We start from the raw sequence: 16,351 nt of genomic DNA, 5'->3' as shown, positions 1-16,351 counted from the left end.
GCGCAACGGCTCCCATCGTACGAAACGCGGAGCCAGCCGCCCAAATGCCCACTCAGCGCACGCGCAGGTTCCACGGCAGGCTGAGCACGCCGGAGCCGTGCAGGCCCGCTCTGCCCGCCAAGGCCGCCAGCACTGCCTCCGCATCCGAAGGGCCCACTCCCCCGGCGGCCGTCTCGCTGGACGTGGCGGGTTTGATCAACGCCAACACCCCGGAATCCCCCTGATGGGTGACCTTGATCGCGTCCGGGTCGAGGCCCGCCAGTGCGCAGGCCCGCCCCACCGCGACCCTGCGACCGCCAAGGTGGTCCACCAGGCCTCTCTCCTTGGCGTCGGCACCGGTCCACACCCGCCCGCGGGCGAGGGCCTCCAGGTCGTCGTAGGCCATGCCCCGGTCCTGCGCCGCGAACGTGGTGAAGTCCAGGTAGACGCGGTCCAGCCAGGCGTTGAGCCGCTCCCAGTCCGCGTCGGAGAACCGCGAGGTGTCGGACAGGAACCCGGCGCTCTCGCCGATCGGGAGGGCCTCGCGAATCAGGCCCAGCTTGTCGTAGAGCCCCTGCGTGACCATCTTGCCGCCGAGCACGCCGATGGAGCCGGTGAGCGTGGCGGCGTGGGCGACGATCTCGTTGGCCGGCATCGACACGTAGTAGCCACCCGACGCCGCGAAGTGCCCCATCTGCGCTACCACGGGCTTGCCCGCGTCGCGGAGCCGAAGGACGGAACGACGGATGAAGTCCGACGCCACCGCCGAGCCGCCCGGGGACTCGACGTCGAAGATCACCGCCTTCACGTCGTCGTCGTGCAGGGCCGCGCGCAGGTGCTCGTCGATGACGTCCGCGCCCGCCTGCTCGCCGCCCAACGGCGAGCGCTGGCCCCGGCCGGTCACGATGGCGCCACGCAGCGTCACCACAGCGACCTTCGGCTGCCCGCGGCGCAGCTTGCGCTTGAGCGCCTGCTTGGAGGTATAGCGATGAGCGAACAGCAGGTGCTCCGGTTCGGCCCCCCACGCGCCGAGCGCGGCGGCGTACGCCTCGTCGCGGTAGCCGATGTGGTCGATCAGTCCGAGCGCGTGGGCCCGCTCCGGCGTGACGGGGGCCTCGTTGACGCCGGTCCAGACCTGCTCCGCGCTCAGCCCGCGGCGGCGCGCGATGGACGCCACGATCTCGTCGACCAGGGACTGACCCAGGCGCTTGATCATCTCGCGGTTGGCCTCGGTGACGTGGTCCGCCTGATAGGTGTCCGCCGCGGTCTTGTACTCGTGCCGCTGGCCGAACTGCGGCTCAACGCCGATCTTCTCCAACAGCCCACGCATCAGGGTGATGGTGAGCTCGACGCCGTGGATGCTGAGCATGCCCGTGGGCTGCACCCAGATCTCGTCTGCCGCGACCGCGAGCCGGTAGGCCGCCAGCCCGCCCGACAGCTCCCCGAAGGACTCCGCCCACGCCATCGTCGGCTTCTTCTCCCCGAAGGCCTCCACGAGACCCGCGATCTCCTCGACGTGGGCAAGGAGTGTCTGCGACGGGACAGCGTGGACGATGAGCCCCACGACCCGTGGGTCCTCGGCGGCGTCTGCGAGGTGTTGGCGTAGCGCCCCGAGCGTGGCGCTGTTGATCAGCTGAATGGCCTGCATCGGGTTGGTGGGCTTGGTCACCAGCACGCCGCGGGCCATGTCGAGTTCCAGCACGATCGTCGTGTCGCCGACGACCTTGCCCACGAGATCCTTGATTCCCATGCGCCCAGCATACGGACCTGCCATGTCACCACCGCAGGGCCGGGAGACGCTCGACGGCGGCGCCCCGGGAGGGAACGCCGCCGTCGAGCGGTGCGGACGTGGCTTTCAGAGGACCGACTTCGCGGTGGCCACCACGTTGTCCACCGTGAACCCGAACTCCTCGAAGCACTTGTTGCCCGATGCCGAGGCACCGAAGTGCTCGATGCTGACCGAGGCGCCCTTCGCGCCGAGGTACTTCGACCATCCCATGGCGATGCCGGCCTCGATGCTGACGCGCGACGTGACGGCCGCGGGCAGCACGGACTCTTTGTACTCAGGCGTCTGCTCGTCGAACCACTCCTGGCAGGGCACGGACACCACGCGGGTGGCGATGCCCTCGGCCTGCAGCGCGTCCTGCGACGCCAGCGCCAGCTCCACCTCGGAGCCGGAGGCCAGCAGGATGACCTGGGCCTCGCCGTCTGCCTCGCTCACCACGTAGGCACCGTTGGCGACCCCCTCGGCGGAGGCGAATTTCTCGCCGCGCGGGATGGTGCGCAGGTCCTGGCGGGACAGGATGATGCCGGCCGGGCGGTCCGCGCGGCGCAGGATCTCGCCCCACGCCACGGCGGTCTCGTTGGCGTCCGACGGGCGCACGACGTCGAGGCCGGGGATGGCGCGCAGCGACGCGAGGTGCTCGATGGGCTGGTGCGTGGGACCGTCCTCGCCTACGCCGACGGAGTCGTGGCTCCACACGAAGATGGTGGGCACCTGCATGATCGAGGCGAGCCGCACGGCCGGGCGCATGTAGTCCGCGAACACCAGGAACGTGCCGCCGTAGGCACGGGTGAGGCCGGAGAGGTTGATGCCGTTGAGGATGCCGCCCATGGCGTGCTCGCGGATGCCGAAGTGCAGCGTGCGACCGTAGGGGTGGCCGGGCCAGTCGTGCGTGGCGCGCTCCTCCGGCAGGAAGCTGGGCTCGCCCTTCATCGTCGTGTTGTTCGAGCCCGCGAGGTCGGCGGAGCCGCCCCACAGCTCGGGCAGCTGGGAAGCCAGAGCCGAGAGCACCTCACCGGACGCGGCGCGGGTGGACTTCTTGCCCTCCTCGAACACCGGCAGGCTCAGGTCCTCGGGCAGCTTGCGGGCGGCGGCGCGCTTCAGCAACGCCACGCGCTCGGGGTTGGCGGCTGCCCAGGCGTCGAACTTCTCGTCCCACGCCGCGCGCGCGGCGCGGCCCCGCTCCGCGGCGTTGGCGCGGGCATGGTCCACGATCTCCTGGTCCACCGCGAACGGCTCAGGGGCGAAGTTCAGCAGTTCCTTCATCGCGGCGATCTCGTCGCCGCCGATCTTCGAGCCGTGCACGGCATGCATGCCCTGCTTGGTGGGCAGGGGCCAGCCGATGACGGTGGTCAGCTTGATGAAGCTGGGCCTGTCGGTGACCGCCTTGGCGGCCTCGATGGCGGCGTAGAGGGCGTCCATGTCCTCGCGGTACTCGGTGCCGCCGTGGGTCCAGTCCACGCTCTGCACGTGCCATCCGTAGGCCTCGTAGCGGGCGTTGACGTCCTCGGTGAACGAGATGTCCGTCTCACCCTCGATGGTGATGCGGTTGTCGTCGTAGATGAGGGTGAGGTTGCCGAGATTCTGGGTGGCGGCAATCGACGACGCCTCGGACGAGATGCCCTCCTGCAGGCAGCCGTCACCGGCGATGACGTAGATCTGGCGGTCGAAGACCGACTCGCCGACGGCGGCTTCGGGGTCGAACAGGCCGCGCTCGCGGCGGGCCGCCATGGCCATGCCGACGGCGTTGGAGATGCCGGCGCCCAGCGGGCCGGTGGTGCATTCGACGAACTTCGTGTGGTGGTACTCGGGGTGGCCAGGGGTCTTGGAGCCCCAGGTGCGCAGCGCCTTCAGGTCATCCAGCTCGAGCCCCAGGCCCGCGAGGTACAGCTGGGTGTACTGGGTCAGCGACGCGTGCCCCGCCGACAGCACGAAACGGTCGCGACCCAGCCACAGGTCGTCGGTCGGGTCCGTGTTCATGACCTTCTGGTAGAGCAGGTAGGCCACAGGGGCAAGGGAGATGGGGGTGCCGGGGTGCCCGTTGCCCACCTTCTCGACGGCGTCGGCGGCGAGGATACGGGCGGTGTCGACGGCCCGGGAATCCTGTTCGGTCCACTCAAGAGTCACGTTGTTGTTCCTTACTGGAGATGTGGCACGAGGCCGCGCCGGAATGCCGCCAAGACTATCGTGCGCCCTGCGTGAGATGGCCTGGGTTCCCATCCGTTGCCACGGCTTCCCGCCAGGTTGGGCAGATGCTCAGCGGGGCTCCGCTGCCGTCACCGGTGGCTCCGCGGACCACGGGAACACGATCCACTCGTCGGTCTGCTTCCACACGTAGTCCGGCTCGACGAGGGTGCCGGACTTGGCGTAGAGCACCGCGCTGCGCACCTCGGCGCCGAAGCCGCGCAGCAGCTTGATCACCAGGCCCAGGGTGCGTCCGGAGTCCGCCACGTCATCGACGACGAGGATCCTGCGGCCGGCGATGGATTCGGTGTCCAGCATCGGCGCGAGGAGGATGGGGTCCGGCAGCGTCTGGTGGACGTCGGTGTAGAACTCGACGTTGATCACGTCGGTGAGTTTGACGCCCAACGCGTAGGTGAGCCCGCCTGCCACCGGCATGCCGCCGCGGGCCACGGCGACGATGATCGCCGGCCGGAATCCGGACCCCGCCACCATGCCGGCCAACTCGCGTTGGGCCGCCCCGAAGCCCTCCCAGGTCAGGATCTCCTTGTGGGTGAGGTCGGTCGCGTCAGCGTGGAAAGCCATGCCGACATGCTAGTGCGAGCCGGGCGCGCCGGCCCGGTCGGGCCCCGGCGCGCCGAGGACCTGGGTCATGAACACCACGTCCAGCCACCGGTCGAACTTGCGCCCCACCTCCGGGAGGCGCCCGGACTCGACGAAGCCCAACGCCCGGTGGAACGCCAGCGACTCCTCGTTGGCCCCGTCGACCACTCCCACCATGACGTGCACGCCGCGCCCCCGCGCGTAGTCCAGCAGCGCCAGCATCAGCATGCGGCCCCCGCCGGCGGCGCGGCGGCCGGAGCGGATGTAGACGCTGTGCTCTTTCGTGTGGGCGTAGCCGGCCAGGGGGCGGAACTGCGAGTAGCTGGCGAACCCGATGACCTGGTCGTCGTCCTCGAGGACCAGCACCGGGTGGTCGCTGCCGGTGAGCCGCTGGAACCAGGCGCGCCGGTCCTCCAGCGTCACCGGCTCGAGGGCGTAGGAGGCGGTGGTTCCCACACCCGCCTCGTTGTAGATCTCGGTGATGGCCGGCAGGTCTCGGGGCTGGGCGGGACGAATCGTCGGCATGGCCACATCGTATTGGGCTGCCGCGTGCGTGTCGCGGGGGTAGCGTGCCGGGCATGACCATTCACGAGCTGCATGGCGCCTGGGGTCGCGGCCGGGTCTCGGAGCTCGGCGGGTGCGTGCTGTCCTGGGCGCCCGAGGGTCGCGGCGAGATGCTCTGGATGGCGCGCGAGGCCCAGCTGCGGCCGGGAGAGATGTGGCACGGCGGCATCCCGGTGTGTGCGCCCTGGTTCGGGGTGGGCACTGGCGAATTCGCCGTGCCCTTCCCGCACGGCCTGGTCTCGCGGGTGACGTGGGAGACCGAGCTCGTGGAACAGAGCGACGAAGGCGCCAAGGTGGTGCTCGTCCTCGGGTCCCCCGGCGTGGCGCACCTGCCCGGGGCTGAGCTCTACCCACCGGACCTCGACTACCGGCTGGACGTGCGAACCGGGCGACGGCGGCTCTCGGTCGAGTTGACCGTGACCAGCCCCACGCGCGACGTCGTGGCGGATGTCGCGCTGCATCCCTACTTCGCGGTGGACGCCGGCCGTGCCGTCGTCGCGGGGCTTGAGGGCGTGTCGTTCCGTGACTTCGCCGTCGATGCGGCCGCCGATGTCGAGGACGCCCCGGTGCCGGTGGGCCGGCACGTGGACCGGGTGTACCGCGGGGCTCCAGCGACCATCCTGCGCGACGGCTCATGCGACCTGCGGCTGTCCGCCGACGGGGCCGCGAACGTCGTGGTGTGGAACCCCGGCCCGGGTGGCGCTCAGGTGGCCGGGGGCGGATGGAGCGGGTTCGCGTGCGTGGAGTATGGCTGCGTCCAGGGCGACGCGGTGAGCATCCCGGCGGGCGGCAGCCACACCATCGCGCTGCGCGTCGAGGTGTGAGTCACAGCAGCGGAGCGATCGCGTCGGTGTAGAGCGGCGCCAGCGTGCGGTCCGTCCGGGCCACGGCCTGGAGTGGGTCCGACCAGCGAACGGCGTCGATCTCCGCAGCGGGCAGCACCGGCCCGACGACGCGCTCAGGCCAGGAGAACACGTGCGCCACGACGACATGGCCCGGCTCGTTGGCGGCGGCCGCCTCGAAGAGTCCGAGTGGCTCAAGACGCGCCGGGTCCAGGTGCAACCCCAATTCCTCGCTCACTTCGCGGGCTCCGCACTCCTCCGGCGACTCCCCCGGCTCGGGCTTGCCGCCGGGGTTCATCCACATGGTCGTGCCCCGCTTGCGGACCAGGAGCACCGCCCCGGACGCGTCGCGCAGCACCACGGCGGTCACGTGGATGCGTCGCTCCATGCGGGCGGGGTGACCCGTGCCTGGCGCGCCGGCGGTCAGCTCTGCACGTACTTGATGAGGTGCTCCTGCTCGGTCTGCAGCTGATCGATGCGGCTCTTGACGATGTCGCCGATGCTGACGATGGCCACGAAGTGGCCCTCCTGGACGACGGGCATGTGCCGCGTCCTGAACTCGGTCATGGCTGCCGCGACGCTCGCGAGATCGTCGTCGGGCACGCAGACGTGCACGTCGCGGTCGAGGATCTCACCGATGGTGGCGTCCAGGGCCGCCGCGCCCCGCTCGGCGAGGGCGCGGACCACGTCGCGTTCCCCGGCGATACCGGTGACGCTCTGGCCGTCGTCGGTGATGACGACGGCGCCGATGCGGTTGTCGGTGAGGAGCTTGACGAGGTCCGCGACGCTCTGGTCAGAGCGGGCGGTGATGACAGTGGAGCCCTTGCTGGCGATGACGTCGGTGATGCGCATGGTTCACGGTATCGCCGGCGGTGGGGAGCGCGGTAGCTATTTCGCTGAAAGAGGCCGATCGGTTACTGGCCCTGCGGGACGGCCTCGCGTCGGCCCGCATCATCCAGGTCGTCGATACTCTGATCCATCTCGAACGCGGGCAGGGCGCACGCCGGAATGTTGACGATCTTGGCAGGGACCCCCGCGACGGTGGTGTGCGGGGGGACCTCGTGCAGGACGACCGATCCGGCGCCGATCTTGGCGCCCTCTCCGACGCGGATGTTGCCCAGGACCTTCGCCCCGGCGCCGATCATCACGCCGCGGCCGATCTTGGGGTGACGGTCGCCCCCCTCCTTGCCCGATCCACCGAGCGTGACCTCGTGCAGCATCGAGAAGTCGTCCTCCACCACTGCGGTCTCGCCGATCACCACACTGGTTGCGTGGTCGAACATGATGCCCTTGCCGATCCGCGCTCCCGGGTGGATGTCGACGGCGAAGACCTCGGAGATGCGGCTCTGCAGGTAGAGCGCCAGCGGCTTGCGGTCATGCATCCAGTAGAAGTGCGCCACCCGGTAGGCCTGGATGGATTGGAACCCCTTGAAGTAGAGCAGCGGGTTCGCGTAGCCCGGGCACGCGGGGTCGCGGCTGACGACGGCCTGCAGATCAGCACGGATGGCGCGCTGGATGCACTCGTCGTCGAGGATCACGTCGTGGATGATGTCGCGCAGGCTGAGCGCAGGCAGGGTGGTGTTGTCCAGCTTCGCGGCCAGGATCAGGCTGAGCGCGTCCTCCAGGTCCGGTTGGCTGAGGACGACGGTGTGCAGGAAGCCGGCGAGCAGCGGCTCGTGCGCTGCCGCCTCTGCGCACTCGCGCTTGATGGCCTCCCAGATCTGATCGTCGGGGACGATGAGTGTGGGATCCATGGGGGTCTCCTCAGCTGGGCTACATCTGCCAACGTTACCCACCTGCGTCGGCCGCGTCGCCCCCGTCCGCTGACGGCGAACCTGAGGCGTCCCTGGGGTATGCGGCGTACGGCGTCACACGTTGAAGCGGAACTCGACGACGTCGCCGTCCTGCATCACGTAGTCCTTGCCCTCGAGGCGCATCTTGCCGGCTGCCTTCGCGGCCGCCTCCGAGCCGGCGGCCATCAGGTCCTCGAAGCCGATCACCTGGGCCTTGATGAAGCCCTTCTGGAAGTCGGTGTGGATCACCCCGGCCGCCTCGGGCGCCGTCGCCCCCTTGGGGATGGTCCAGCCTCGCGACTCCTTCGGGCCGGCCGTGAGGTAGCTCTGCAGGCCGAGGGTGTCGAATCCGACACGCGCCAGGACATCGAGGCCCGGCTCCTCGACGCCCATCTCGGCGAGGAACTCGCGGGCCTCGTCCTCCTCCATCTCGACCAGCTCGGATTCGAACTTGGCGTCGAGGAAGATCGCCTCCGACGGCGCCACCAGCTCCCGCATGCGGCCCTTGAGGTCGTCGTCGCCGAGCTCATCCTGGTCGCAGTTGAAGACGTAGAGGTAGGGCTTGGCCGTGAGGAGGAAGAGGTCGCGGAGTTCCTCCACGTCGAGACCCGCGGCACGCACGCCCTTGCCGTGCTCGAGCGCGTCCTTGGCGGCCTGGTAGGCGGCGAGCCTCGGCTGCGACTCCTTCTTGATCCGCGCCTCCTTCTCCACCCGCGGCAGCGCCTTCTCGACTGTGGCGAGGTCCGCCAGGATCAGCTCGGTGGCGATGGTGTCGATGTCGTTGGCCGGATTGACCTCGCCGTCGACGTGCGTGACGTCCTCGTCGTCGAACACCCGGGTCACCTGACAGATCGCGTCGGCCTCGCGGATGTTGGCGAGGAAGGCGTTGCCCATGCCCTCGCCCTGCGAGGCGCCTTTCACGATGCCGGCGATGTCGACGAAGCTCACCGTCGCGGGCACGATCCGCTCCGACCCGAACAACTCCGCCAACTTCGGGAGGCGCGGGTCCGGGACACCGACAACGCCGACGTTGGGCTCGATCGTCGCGAATGGGTAGTTCGCCGCGAGCACGTTGTTGCGGGTGAGCGCGTTGAACAGGGTCGACTTGCCGGCGTTGGGGAGACCGACGATCCCGATGGTGAGTGCCACGAGGGACGAGCTTACCGGGCGCGCCGCGCCCCACCGAATGAGCCGGACACGGCTGTCGCCTGGGGCTTGAGCCGGACACGGCACTCGACGCGGCGCATGAGCCGGACACGGCACTCAGTTCGGGGGCATGAGCCGGACACGGCACTCGACGAGCTATCCGGCCAATGGCAACGTTCTCAGCCAGATGAGCCCTGGATGCGGCTCAATCAGCTTCATCGACAGCCGTGTCCGGCTCATGCACGGGCACCGACAGCCGTGTCCGGCTCATGCACGGGCACCGACAGCCGTGTCCGGCTCACGTCGCCCTCCGACGACGGGCCGCGACCTCGGCAACCGCACCCACGCCGCCGACGTGGGGACTGAATTTGGACAGCGTTGCGTTGCCAATTTCATACAAGTTAGGGTTGCCTTAGTCGACTCCCCCTGTCAGTACCACCCAAAGGTTCGATATGCCGCTCACCCGCCTCACCGGCGCCGCCTCCGCACTCATCCTCCTCTCCCTCACCGCCTGCGCAGGCCAATCGGCCGCCGACGAGCCCGCCGCGAGCGGGGACCCCATCACCATCACCCACACCCAGGGCCAGACCACGCTCCAGGGCCCCGCCCAGCGCATCGTCGTCCTGGACCTCGGCGCCCTCGACACGCTGCGCGCGCTCGGCGCCGAGGACAGCGTCGTGGGACTCACCAAGGGCGCCGCTCTCCCCGCAGCCCTCGCCGACTTCGACGACGACAGGTACGCCGACGTGGGCACCGTGAAGGAACCGGACCTCGAAGCGATCGCAGCACTCGACCCGGATCTGGTCATCGCCGGCTTCCGCACGGCGGGGCTCGTCGAGGAACTCTCCCGGAACTTCCCGACGATCGACGTCACCTACGACGCCACCGCCATGACGTTCTACGAAGGCATCGAGTACTCCACCACCGTCGTCGCGCAGACGGTCGGCAAGGAGGCGGCAGCCGCCGACGAACTGGCCGAGGTGCAGGAAGCGCTCGACGCCGCCCAGGAGAAGGCTCCGGCGGGTGACACCGCCATGATCCTCATGACGAGCGGCGGCAAGGTCTCCGCCCAGGGCACGGGGTCCCGGTTCGGGCTCGTCCACACCGAACTGGGTCTCGAGCCCGCCATCAGCGACGTCGAGGTGGAGGCCCACGGCGAGGCCATCTCCTTCGAGGCCATCGCAGAGGCCGACCCCGACCACCTCTACGTCGTGGATCGCGACGCGGCCATCGGCCAGGAGAGCGAGGCCGCCGAGCAGGTGCTCGACAACGACCTCGTCGCCGGCACCACCGCCTGGTCCCAGGACAACGTCACCTACCTCGACGGGGGACGCTGGTACATCATGATCCACGGCGTCGACAACGCCGTGGAGATGCTGAACGAAGCCGTCTCGGCGTTCTGACGCGCCTGTGACCTCCACCTCGAGCGCCACGCTCCGGAGGCCCGCCGGCCAGTCCCCTGCCTGGGGCTGGCTCGGCGCCCTCGCCGTGCTGCTGGCGTTGTCGGTGGTCTCGCTGTCTGTCGGTGCCGCCGACCTGGCGCTGACCGACTTCCTGACCGGCGGGGCCACCGCTGAGGACTGGCGCACCCTCACCGTCTCCCGGATTCCCCGGACCGTCGCCGTCCTTCTGGCCGGCGCGGCGCTGGCGCTGTCCGGCATGCTCATGCAGATCCTCGTGCGCAACCGATTCGTCGAGCCGGGCACGGTGGGCACCTCCGAGTCCGCGGGCGTCGGCATCCTCATCGCCGTCCTGCTGGTCCCGGGAGCCCCACTGGTGGTGAAGATGCTCATCGCCGTGGTGACGGCGCTGGCCGGCACGGCCCTGTTCCTGACGCTGGTGCGCTCGCTCCCGCCGACGGCGCCGGTGGTGGCGGTCCCGCTCGTGGGCATCATGCTCGCCGGCGTCATCGCCTCGGGCACCACGTTCGTCGCCTACCGGCTGGATCTGATGCAGACGATGGGCATCTGGATGCAGGGGGACTTCTCCGGCGTGCTGCGCGGTCGCTACGAGCTCCTCTGGCTCCTGGGCGGCGTGGCCGTGATGCTGTGGCTGTTCGCCGATCGATTCACCCTGGCGGGCCTCGGCGAGGACCACGCCACGGCACTCGGCCTGTCCTACAAGGCGACGCTCAACCTGGGCCTGGCCCTGGTGGCCGTCTCCAGCGCCATCACCCTCGTCGTCGTCGGCGGGATAGCCTTCGTCGGACTCGTGGTCCCCAACCTCATCGCGCTGTGGCGCGGCGACAACCTGCGTCGCAACATCGGTTGGACGGCGCTGGCGGGCTCCGGGTTCGTGCTGGTATGCGACCTCCTCGCGCGGACCCTCAACCCGCCCTACGAGATCCCCGTGGGCACGGTCTCGGGCGTGCTCGGCGGCACCGTGTTCCTCGCGCTGCTGCTCAGTGGACGGGTGGCCACCCGATGACCGCCGCGGCCGCCTCGGCCACCCGCCTCCTGCCGGGGCGTCGCGTCATCGTCGCGGCCAGCCTCGTGGCAGCGGCCACGGTGGCCTTCATGGCGCTCAACCTGACGGGCAACCTCGGCTTCATCCTTGAGCTCCGCGGCCGGAAGGTGGCCGCCATGCTGCTGGTCGGCTGGGCCACCGGGGTCGCCACGGTGGCCTTCCAGACGGTGACGAACAACCGCCTCCTCACACCGTCGATCATGGGCCTGGATGCCCTGTACGCCTTCATCCAGTCCCTGCTGGTGCTCCTGCTCGGCGTCACGCTCGTCGCCCAGGTGGGCTCCTCCACGATGTTCGCGCTCAACGTCGCGCTCATGCTCGCCGTGGCCTCCGGGCTGACCGGGGTCCTGTTCGGGAGGACCAGCCGCTCGGTGTACGTGGTGGTCCTCGCGGGCCTCGTCCTCGGAGCGGTCCTCCGCTCGCTGTCCTCCCTGGTGACCCGAATCCTCGACCCGAGCAGCTTCCAGGTGCTCCAGGACGCGCTGCTGGCCAGCTTCACCACCGTCAACCCGGACCTCATCTGGCCGGCCGCGGCCATCGTCGCCGGTGCCAGCTACTGGCTGTGGCGCCGGCGCGCCACCCTCGACGTCCTCACCCTCGGCCGCGACGCCGCCATCAGCCTCGGCGTCGACTACTCGCGCGTGGTGCGCCGCGTCCTGCTGGTGGCGACCCTGCTGGTCAGCGTCTCCACGGCGCTGGTGGGACCCATCACCTTCCTCGGCCTCATCGTCGCCGCGATCGCCTACCAGGTCAGCGGCACGGGGCGGCACGCCATCGTCATGCCGATGGCCGGGCTGCTGGGCGTGGGCGTGCTGGTCGGCGGGCAGACCGTCCTGGAACAGATCCTCCATCAGGCCACGGTGCTGGCGGTGGTCATCGAATTCGTCGGTGGCATCGCCTTCATTTGGCTCGTCATGCGGAAGGCCAAGCAATGATCACCATCTCAGGCGTGTCCAAGCGCTACGGCCGCACGATCGTCGTCGACGACGTCAGCCTCACCCTGCCCAGCGGTGGGCTCACCGCGATCGTGGGTGCCAACGGAGCCGGCAAGTCCACCCTGCTGTCGATGATCGCCCGCCTGCTCGGCACCGACGGCGGCACCATCACCGTCGGCGACCTCGACGTCGCGACGGCGGACTCCCGCGAACTGGCCCGCCGGCTCGCCGTGCTGCGCCAGACCAACGACCTGCAGTCCCGCCTGACCGTCGCCGACCTCGTCGGATTCGGGCGCTACCCGCACTCCGGCGGGCGCCTGACATCGGAGGACCGCGAGGTGATCGACCAGGCCATCGCCTGGATGGACCTCGACGACCTGCGGGACCGGTTCCTCGACGAGATGAGTGGCGGCCAGCGCCAGCGCGCGTTCGTGGCCATGGTGCTGGCCCAGGACACCGAGTACCTCCTGCTCGACGAGCCGCTGAACAACCTGGATGTCGCCCACGCCCACGCGATGCTGCAGACCCTGCGCCGGGCAGCCGACCACCTCGGCAAGACGGTGGTCATCGTGGTGCACGACATCAACTACGCCTCGTGCTGGGCCGATCAGATCGTCGCGATGAAGAACGGCCACGTCCGCGCGATCGGTTCGCCGGAGGTGATCGTCGAGCGCCGGCTCCTACGCGAGGTGTTCGACCTGGACATCGAGGTGGCGGAATTCCACGGCCGGCGCATCGCGCACTTCTACCTGCCGGTCCCGACCTGCGACAACTGCAGCGCCGCCTCCTGCGGCGGCTGCCGTCTGGACGATGAGCCAGGCCCGGTGCCGCTCACCCTGGATACGCGCACGTCCGCCTAGGCACCGGCCCAGTAGGCCGCGACCGCGCGGGCCAGGTACCAGGGGTCCTCCACGCCGCACAGCTCCCGGGCCGAGTGCATGCTCAGCAGCCCCACACCGACGTCGACGGTGGTGATCCCCAGCCGGGTGGCGGTGATGGGGCCGATGGTGGAGCCACAGGGCACCGCGTTGTTGGACACGAAGGCCTGGGTGGGCACGCCCGCCGCGTCGCACGCCCGCATCCACAGTGCGGCGCCGACGCCGTCTGTCGCGTAGCGCTGGTTGGCGTTGATCTTGAGCAGAGGGCCGCGGTTGGGCAGCGGCCGGTTGACGGGGTCGTGGCGGCCGGCGTAGTTGGGGTGGACGAGGTGGCCGGTGTCCGCGGAGATGCAACTCGAACGGGCCACCATCGCGCGGCTCGCGTCCAGCCCCAGCCCATATCCCGCAGCGATCCGCTCGAGCACGTCCTGCAGTACGGGTCCGCCGGCGCCGGTGGTGGTGTCGGATCCCACCTCCTCGTGGTCGAACGCCACGAACACCGCGACATCCGCTCCCGGCTGCACGGCGGCCGCGGCGGTGAGCGCCGCGTGGGTGCAGGCGAGGTTGTCCAGGCGCCCCGAGGCCAGGAACTCGCGCTCCACCCCGATCACGGCGGGGGGCTGGGTGTCGACGACGAACAGGTCGTGCAGCGCGACGTCCGCCGCGGTCAGGCCCACCAGCGCGGCCAGGTACTCCATGAGGTCCTGCCCCATCTCGACGGCGAGCACCGGCTGTGTACCGGTCTGCCGGTCCAGGGTGAGGGCGTCGTTGGCGGAGCGGTCCAGGTGGACGGCCAGCTGCGGGATGCGGGCGATGGCGCCGGTCCTGACCAGGTGGACCGTGCCGTCGCGGCTGACGAGGCGGCCGGCGAGGCCGAGATCCCGGTCCAGCCACGAGTTGAGCAGCGGCCCGCCGTAGACCTCGACGCCGAGCTGGGTCCAGCCTGCGCTCCGGAGCAGGGCGCCGGGCTTGACCTTGAAGCCGGGCGAATCCGTGTGCGTGCCGACGATCCGGAACCCCGCGTCGGGTCCGAGCTCCTCAGGCGCCACCCACGCCACGACGGCGCCGTCGCGCACCAGGAAACGACGACCGGCGACTCCACCCCAGGGCCGCCGGGGGTCCACCTGCTCGAAGCCCGCCTGCCTGAGCTGCACCGCGATCTGGTCCGCCGCGTGAAACGAGGTGGGCGACGCGGACACGAAGTCCATGAGGTGGGCGATGTGGTCCTGGGCGGAGTCGAGCATGCCCCTTACGGTAGCCCGGGCCGCCGAGACGTTCGGGCCCTCCTCCGGAGTGGCAGGGAGGAATTGTCGGTGGCCCCTGATTGAGTGGACCCATGGACGTTCTCGCCATCCTGCTCAGCCTCGTCACCCTCGTCGCCGGGGCCTTCGCCGGCTACCTCTACGGACGCCGTCGGGCCTCCGCGGAGGCCGGGCGCCAGGCCCGCACGGAGGAGCAGCTCGCGCTGTCGTCGGCGCGCCAGGAGGTGTCGCGGGCATTGGAGGAGGCCAGCCGTGCCCGCGCCGAGGCCGCCGCCGTGAGGTCGGAGGCGGCGCAGCATCTGGCCGAGAAGGCGGATCTCCGCACCGCGGCCATGGATGCGCAACGCCAGCTGGCGGAGGCCCGGGGCGAGACCGCCGGGGTCGCGGCTCAGGTGGCCGCCCTCACCGCCCAGCGGGACGCCGCGGTGCAGAAGGCCGCCGAGCAGGCGCAGGACCGCGAGGTCCTGTTGACGCAGTTCAAGGCGCTCTCCGCAGATTCCCTGGAGCGCCAGGGCAGGCAGGCCGACGAGGTGGCCGAGCACCGCCTCAAGGCCACCGAGCAGCTCGTCGGGCCCCTCGCGGACGGCCTCAGGCAGCTGCAGGAGAAGCTCCAATCGGTGGAGAAGGACCGGATCCGCATGGCGGCCGAGCTGGGTGAGCAGGTCCAGGCGGTGCGCCTGTCAGGGGACGCCATCCGTAAGGAGACCGTGAGCCTGAGCAACGCCCTTCGCAGCCCGCAGGTGCGCGGCGCCTGGGGGGAGCGGAGCCTCAAGCGCATCGTCGAGATTTCGGGCCTCACCGAGCGGTGCGATTTCGACGCCCAGGCCACCTACACGTCGGACGACGGTCGCTTCCGGCCTGACATGCGCATCAACCTCCCCGCGGGGAAGGTGATCTTCGTGGACTCCAAGGTGCCGCTCAGCGCGGTCCTCGAGGCCTACAACACTGAGGACGAGGACGCCCAGAAGGCCTACTTCAAGACGTTCGCCGGCCATGTCCGTAAGCACATCGATGATCTCTCGGGCAAGCACTACTGGCAGCTGGACCTCGGCTCCCCGGAGTTCGTGGTGCTGTATCTCCCCTCGGACGAGTTCTACCGGCTGGCGCTGGAGCAGGATCCTGCCCTCCACGACTTCGCCACCCGCCGCCAGATCGTCCTCGCCTCCCCCGGACTGCTCATCCCGCAGCTGCAGATCGTGGCCAACGGCTGGCAGCAGGTCTCCCTCGCGGAGACGGCCGGTCAGGTCTCCAAGCTGGGCCGTGAACTCTACGAACGCCTTGCCACCCTCGGCCAGCACTTCGACAAGCTCGGCCGCTCGCTGGGCAGCGCCGTGTCCAACTACAACAAGGCGGTGGGCGCCGTCGAGACGCGCGTCATGGTGTCAGCGCGCCGCTTCAAGGACCTGGGCGTCACCTCCGGTGAGCTCCCCGAGCTGGCCCCGGTCACCGAGACGGCGCGCGAGATCGCGGTGCCGGAGATGCTGGAGTTCGAGGACCTGCGCAGCCTCGAGCGGGCAGCGGTGGCAGACGAGGCGGAACTGCTGGATCAGCCGTCGGTTCGCCAGCTGCGCCGCCGTACCGGCACAGACGACGCCTGAGGCCGAACGCCCTGCCTGTCACCGTCCCGTCGGGTCGGCCGACGCAGCGGGCACGCCCACGCTGGACTCCGCCGTCGGCCGCGGTGCATCCTCCCTGGGCGCCCACGGCCGGGAGAGCAGGATCCCCGCGCACAGGCCCACGGCCACCAGCGCGAGGGATCGCGTGAGGATGCGCGCCCAGTCCGGCCCGTCGTCCACCACCTCCGGTTGGATCGGCTCGGGTCGCACCTGACCGACCGCACGCACCACATGCAGATCCGGCCTGGGAGCCTGCGTCCCTGCGCTCCGCAGTGGTGTGGGCATCCCCGAATCGGGTGGTAG

Annotated in this window: 16 protein-coding genes; 6 read left to right on the top strand and 10 right to left on the bottom strand. The window is 70.1% G+C overall.

Going from position 1 to position 16,351, the window contains the following annotated elements:
- Nucleotides 1–52: 52 nt before the first annotated feature.
- The 4 genes from ACX1D0_RS00955 to ACX1D0_RS00940 all read right to left on the bottom strand — a co-directional run bounded on the left by ACX1D0_RS00955 (nucleotide 53) and on the right by ACX1D0_RS00940 (nucleotide 5,071).
- Nucleotides 53–1,729, bottom strand: coding sequence for a S49 family peptidase (locus tag ACX1D0_RS00955; protein WP_459019048.1), 1,677 nt, complete (start codon nucleotides 1,727–1,729; stop codon nucleotides 53–55).
- Between the two features lie 105 nt (nucleotides 1,730–1,834).
- On the bottom strand, nucleotides 1,835–3,889 hold the full coding sequence (gene tkt, locus ACX1D0_RS00950) for a transketolase (protein ID WP_459019047.1): 2,055 nt from the start codon (nucleotides 3,887–3,889) through the stop codon (nucleotides 1,835–1,837).
- Nucleotides 3,890–4,018: 129 nt separating this feature from the next.
- Nucleotides 4,019–4,528: a phosphoribosyltransferase gene (locus ACX1D0_RS00945; RefSeq protein ID WP_459019046.1), complete on the bottom strand. Its 510-nt coding sequence runs from the start codon at nucleotides 4,526–4,528 to the stop codon at nucleotides 4,019–4,021.
- Nucleotides 4,529–4,537: 9 nt separating this feature from the next.
- Nucleotides 4,538–5,071 (bottom strand): GNAT family N-acetyltransferase, encoded by a 534-nt coding sequence (locus ACX1D0_RS00940; RefSeq protein ID WP_459019045.1) that lies wholly within the window; start codon nucleotides 5,069–5,071, stop codon nucleotides 4,538–4,540.
- Between the two features lie 53 nt (nucleotides 5,072–5,124).
- On the opposite strand from ACX1D0_RS00940, the gene ACX1D0_RS00935 reads away from it, so the two are divergent.
- Nucleotides 5,125–5,934: an aldose epimerase family protein gene (locus ACX1D0_RS00935; RefSeq protein ID WP_459019044.1), complete on the top strand. Its 810-nt coding sequence runs from the start codon at nucleotides 5,125–5,127 to the stop codon at nucleotides 5,932–5,934.
- 1 nt (nucleotide 5,935) lies between these two features.
- On the opposite strand, the gene ACX1D0_RS00930 is transcribed toward ACX1D0_RS00935, so the two are convergent.
- From ACX1D0_RS00930 to ychF, 4 genes are all read right to left on the bottom strand, one after another.
- A complete protein-coding gene (locus tag ACX1D0_RS00930) occupies nucleotides 5,936–6,340 on the bottom strand; it encodes an NUDIX hydrolase (RefSeq protein ID WP_459019043.1) in 405 nt (134 codons plus the stop codon).
- 35 nt (nucleotides 6,341–6,375) lie between these two features.
- Nucleotides 6,376–6,804 (bottom strand): CBS domain-containing protein, encoded by a 429-nt coding sequence (locus tag ACX1D0_RS00925; protein WP_459019042.1) that lies wholly within the window; start codon nucleotides 6,802–6,804, stop codon nucleotides 6,376–6,378.
- Nucleotides 6,805–6,866: 62 nt separating this feature from the next.
- Nucleotides 6,867–7,706, bottom strand: coding sequence for a serine O-acetyltransferase (gene cysE / locus ACX1D0_RS00920; protein ID WP_459019041.1), 840 nt, complete (start codon nucleotides 7,704–7,706; stop codon nucleotides 6,867–6,869).
- Nucleotides 7,707–7,820: 114 nt separating this feature from the next.
- The gene (gene ychF, locus ACX1D0_RS00915) at nucleotides 7,821–8,894 is read right to left on the bottom strand and encodes a redox-regulated ATPase YchF (RefSeq protein ID WP_459019040.1); all 1,074 of its coding nucleotides are present in this window, start codon (nucleotides 8,892–8,894) and stop codon (nucleotides 7,821–7,823) included.
- Nucleotides 8,895–9,343: 449 nt separating this feature from the next.
- On the opposite strand from ychF, the gene ACX1D0_RS00910 reads away from it, so the two are divergent.
- Genes ACX1D0_RS00910 through ACX1D0_RS00895 form a run of 4 tightly spaced genes read left to right on the top strand, consistent with a single transcriptional unit; the run spans nucleotide 9,344 to nucleotide 13,152 of the window.
- Nucleotides 9,344–10,294: a siderophore ABC transporter substrate-binding protein gene (locus ACX1D0_RS00910; RefSeq protein ID WP_459019039.1), complete on the top strand. Its 951-nt coding sequence runs from the start codon at nucleotides 9,344–9,346 to the stop codon at nucleotides 10,292–10,294.
- 7 nt (nucleotides 10,295–10,301) lie between these two features.
- Complete coding sequence (locus tag ACX1D0_RS00905) at nucleotides 10,302–11,318, top strand: ABC transporter permease (protein WP_459019038.1); 1,017 nt, start codon at nucleotides 10,302–10,304, stop codon at nucleotides 11,316–11,318.
- Nucleotides 11,315–12,292 carry an iron chelate uptake ABC transporter family permease subunit gene (locus ACX1D0_RS00900; protein WP_459019037.1) on the top strand — a complete coding sequence of 326 codons (978 nt, stop codon included), beginning with the start codon at nucleotides 11,315–11,317 and terminating at the stop codon, nucleotides 12,290–12,292. Before ACX1D0_RS00905 ends, ACX1D0_RS00900 begins: the two co-directional genes overlap by 4 nt.
- Nucleotides 12,289–13,152, top strand: coding sequence for an iron ABC transporter ATP-binding protein (locus ACX1D0_RS00895; protein ID WP_459019036.1), 864 nt, complete (start codon nucleotides 12,289–12,291; stop codon nucleotides 13,150–13,152). The genes ACX1D0_RS00900 and ACX1D0_RS00895 overlap by 4 nt, the downstream gene beginning before the upstream one ends.
- Here ACX1D0_RS00895 and ACX1D0_RS00890 read toward each other — a convergent pair.
- The gene (locus ACX1D0_RS00890; RefSeq protein ID WP_459019035.1) at nucleotides 13,149–14,414 is read right to left on the bottom strand and encodes a M18 family aminopeptidase; all 1,266 of its coding nucleotides are present in this window, start codon (nucleotides 14,412–14,414) and stop codon (nucleotides 13,149–13,151) included. The genes ACX1D0_RS00895 and ACX1D0_RS00890 overlap by 4 nt on opposite strands.
- A gap of 92 nt (nucleotides 14,415–14,506) precedes the next feature.
- Here ACX1D0_RS00890 and ACX1D0_RS00885 point away from each other — a divergent pair, with 92 nt between their 5' ends.
- Complete coding sequence (locus ACX1D0_RS00885; RefSeq protein ID WP_459019034.1) at nucleotides 14,507–16,030, top strand: DNA recombination protein RmuC; 1,524 nt, start codon at nucleotides 14,507–14,509, stop codon at nucleotides 16,028–16,030.
- Nucleotides 16,031–16,048: 18 nt separating this feature from the next.
- Here the strand turns inward: ACX1D0_RS00885 and ACX1D0_RS00880 are convergent, their stop codons facing one another.
- Complete coding sequence (locus ACX1D0_RS00880; protein WP_459019033.1) at nucleotides 16,049–16,333, bottom strand: hypothetical protein; 285 nt, start codon at nucleotides 16,331–16,333, stop codon at nucleotides 16,049–16,051.
- Nucleotides 16,334–16,351: the final 18 nt, after the last annotated feature.

Source organism: Tessaracoccus pujii, assembly GCF_054483895.1.
This window is presented reverse-complemented; position numbering and strand designations above follow the sequence as displayed.

Excerpts from the sequence above, each read along its gene's own strand:
- ACX1D0_RS00885 (WP_459019034.1), top strand. The coding sequence starts at position 14,507 with ATGGACGTTCTCGCCATCCTGCTCAGCCTCGTCACCCTCGTCGCCGGG.
- ACX1D0_RS00910 (WP_459019039.1), top strand. The coding sequence starts at position 9,344 with ATGCCGCTCACCCGCCTCACCGGCGCCGCCTCCGCACTCATCCTCCTC.
- ACX1D0_RS00890 (WP_459019035.1), bottom strand. The coding sequence starts at position 14,414 with ATGCTCGACTCCGCCCAGGACCACATCGCCCACCTCATGGACTTCGTG.
- ACX1D0_RS00945 (WP_459019046.1), bottom strand. The coding sequence starts at position 4,528 with ATGGCTTTCCACGCTGACGCGACCGACCTCACCCACAAGGAGATCCTG.
- ACX1D0_RS00925 (WP_459019042.1), bottom strand. The coding sequence starts at position 6,804 with ATGCGCATCACCGACGTCATCGCCAGCAAGGGCTCCACTGTCATCACC.
- ACX1D0_RS00955 (WP_459019048.1), bottom strand. The coding sequence starts at position 1,729 with ATGGGAATCAAGGATCTCGTGGGCAAGGTCGTCGGCGACACGACGATC.
- ACX1D0_RS00935 (WP_459019044.1), top strand. The coding sequence starts at position 5,125 with ATGACCATTCACGAGCTGCATGGCGCCTGGGGTCGCGGCCGGGTCTCG.
- ACX1D0_RS00895 (WP_459019036.1), top strand. The coding sequence starts at position 12,289 with ATGATCACCATCTCAGGCGTGTCCAAGCGCTACGGCCGCACGATCGTC.
- ACX1D0_RS00940 (WP_459019045.1), bottom strand. The coding sequence starts at position 5,071 with ATGCCGACGATTCGTCCCGCCCAGCCCCGAGACCTGCCGGCCATCACC.
- ACX1D0_RS00930 (WP_459019043.1), bottom strand. The coding sequence starts at position 6,340 with ATGGAGCGACGCATCCACGTGACCGCCGTGGTGCTGCGCGACGCGTCC.
- cysE (WP_459019041.1), bottom strand. The coding sequence starts at position 7,706 with ATGGATCCCACACTCATCGTCCCCGACGATCAGATCTGGGAGGCCATC.
- ACX1D0_RS00880 (WP_459019033.1), bottom strand. The coding sequence starts at position 16,333 with ATGCCCACACCACTGCGGAGCGCAGGGACGCAGGCTCCCAGGCCGGAT.
- ACX1D0_RS00900 (WP_459019037.1), top strand. The coding sequence starts at position 11,315 with ATGACCGCCGCGGCCGCCTCGGCCACCCGCCTCCTGCCGGGGCGTCGC.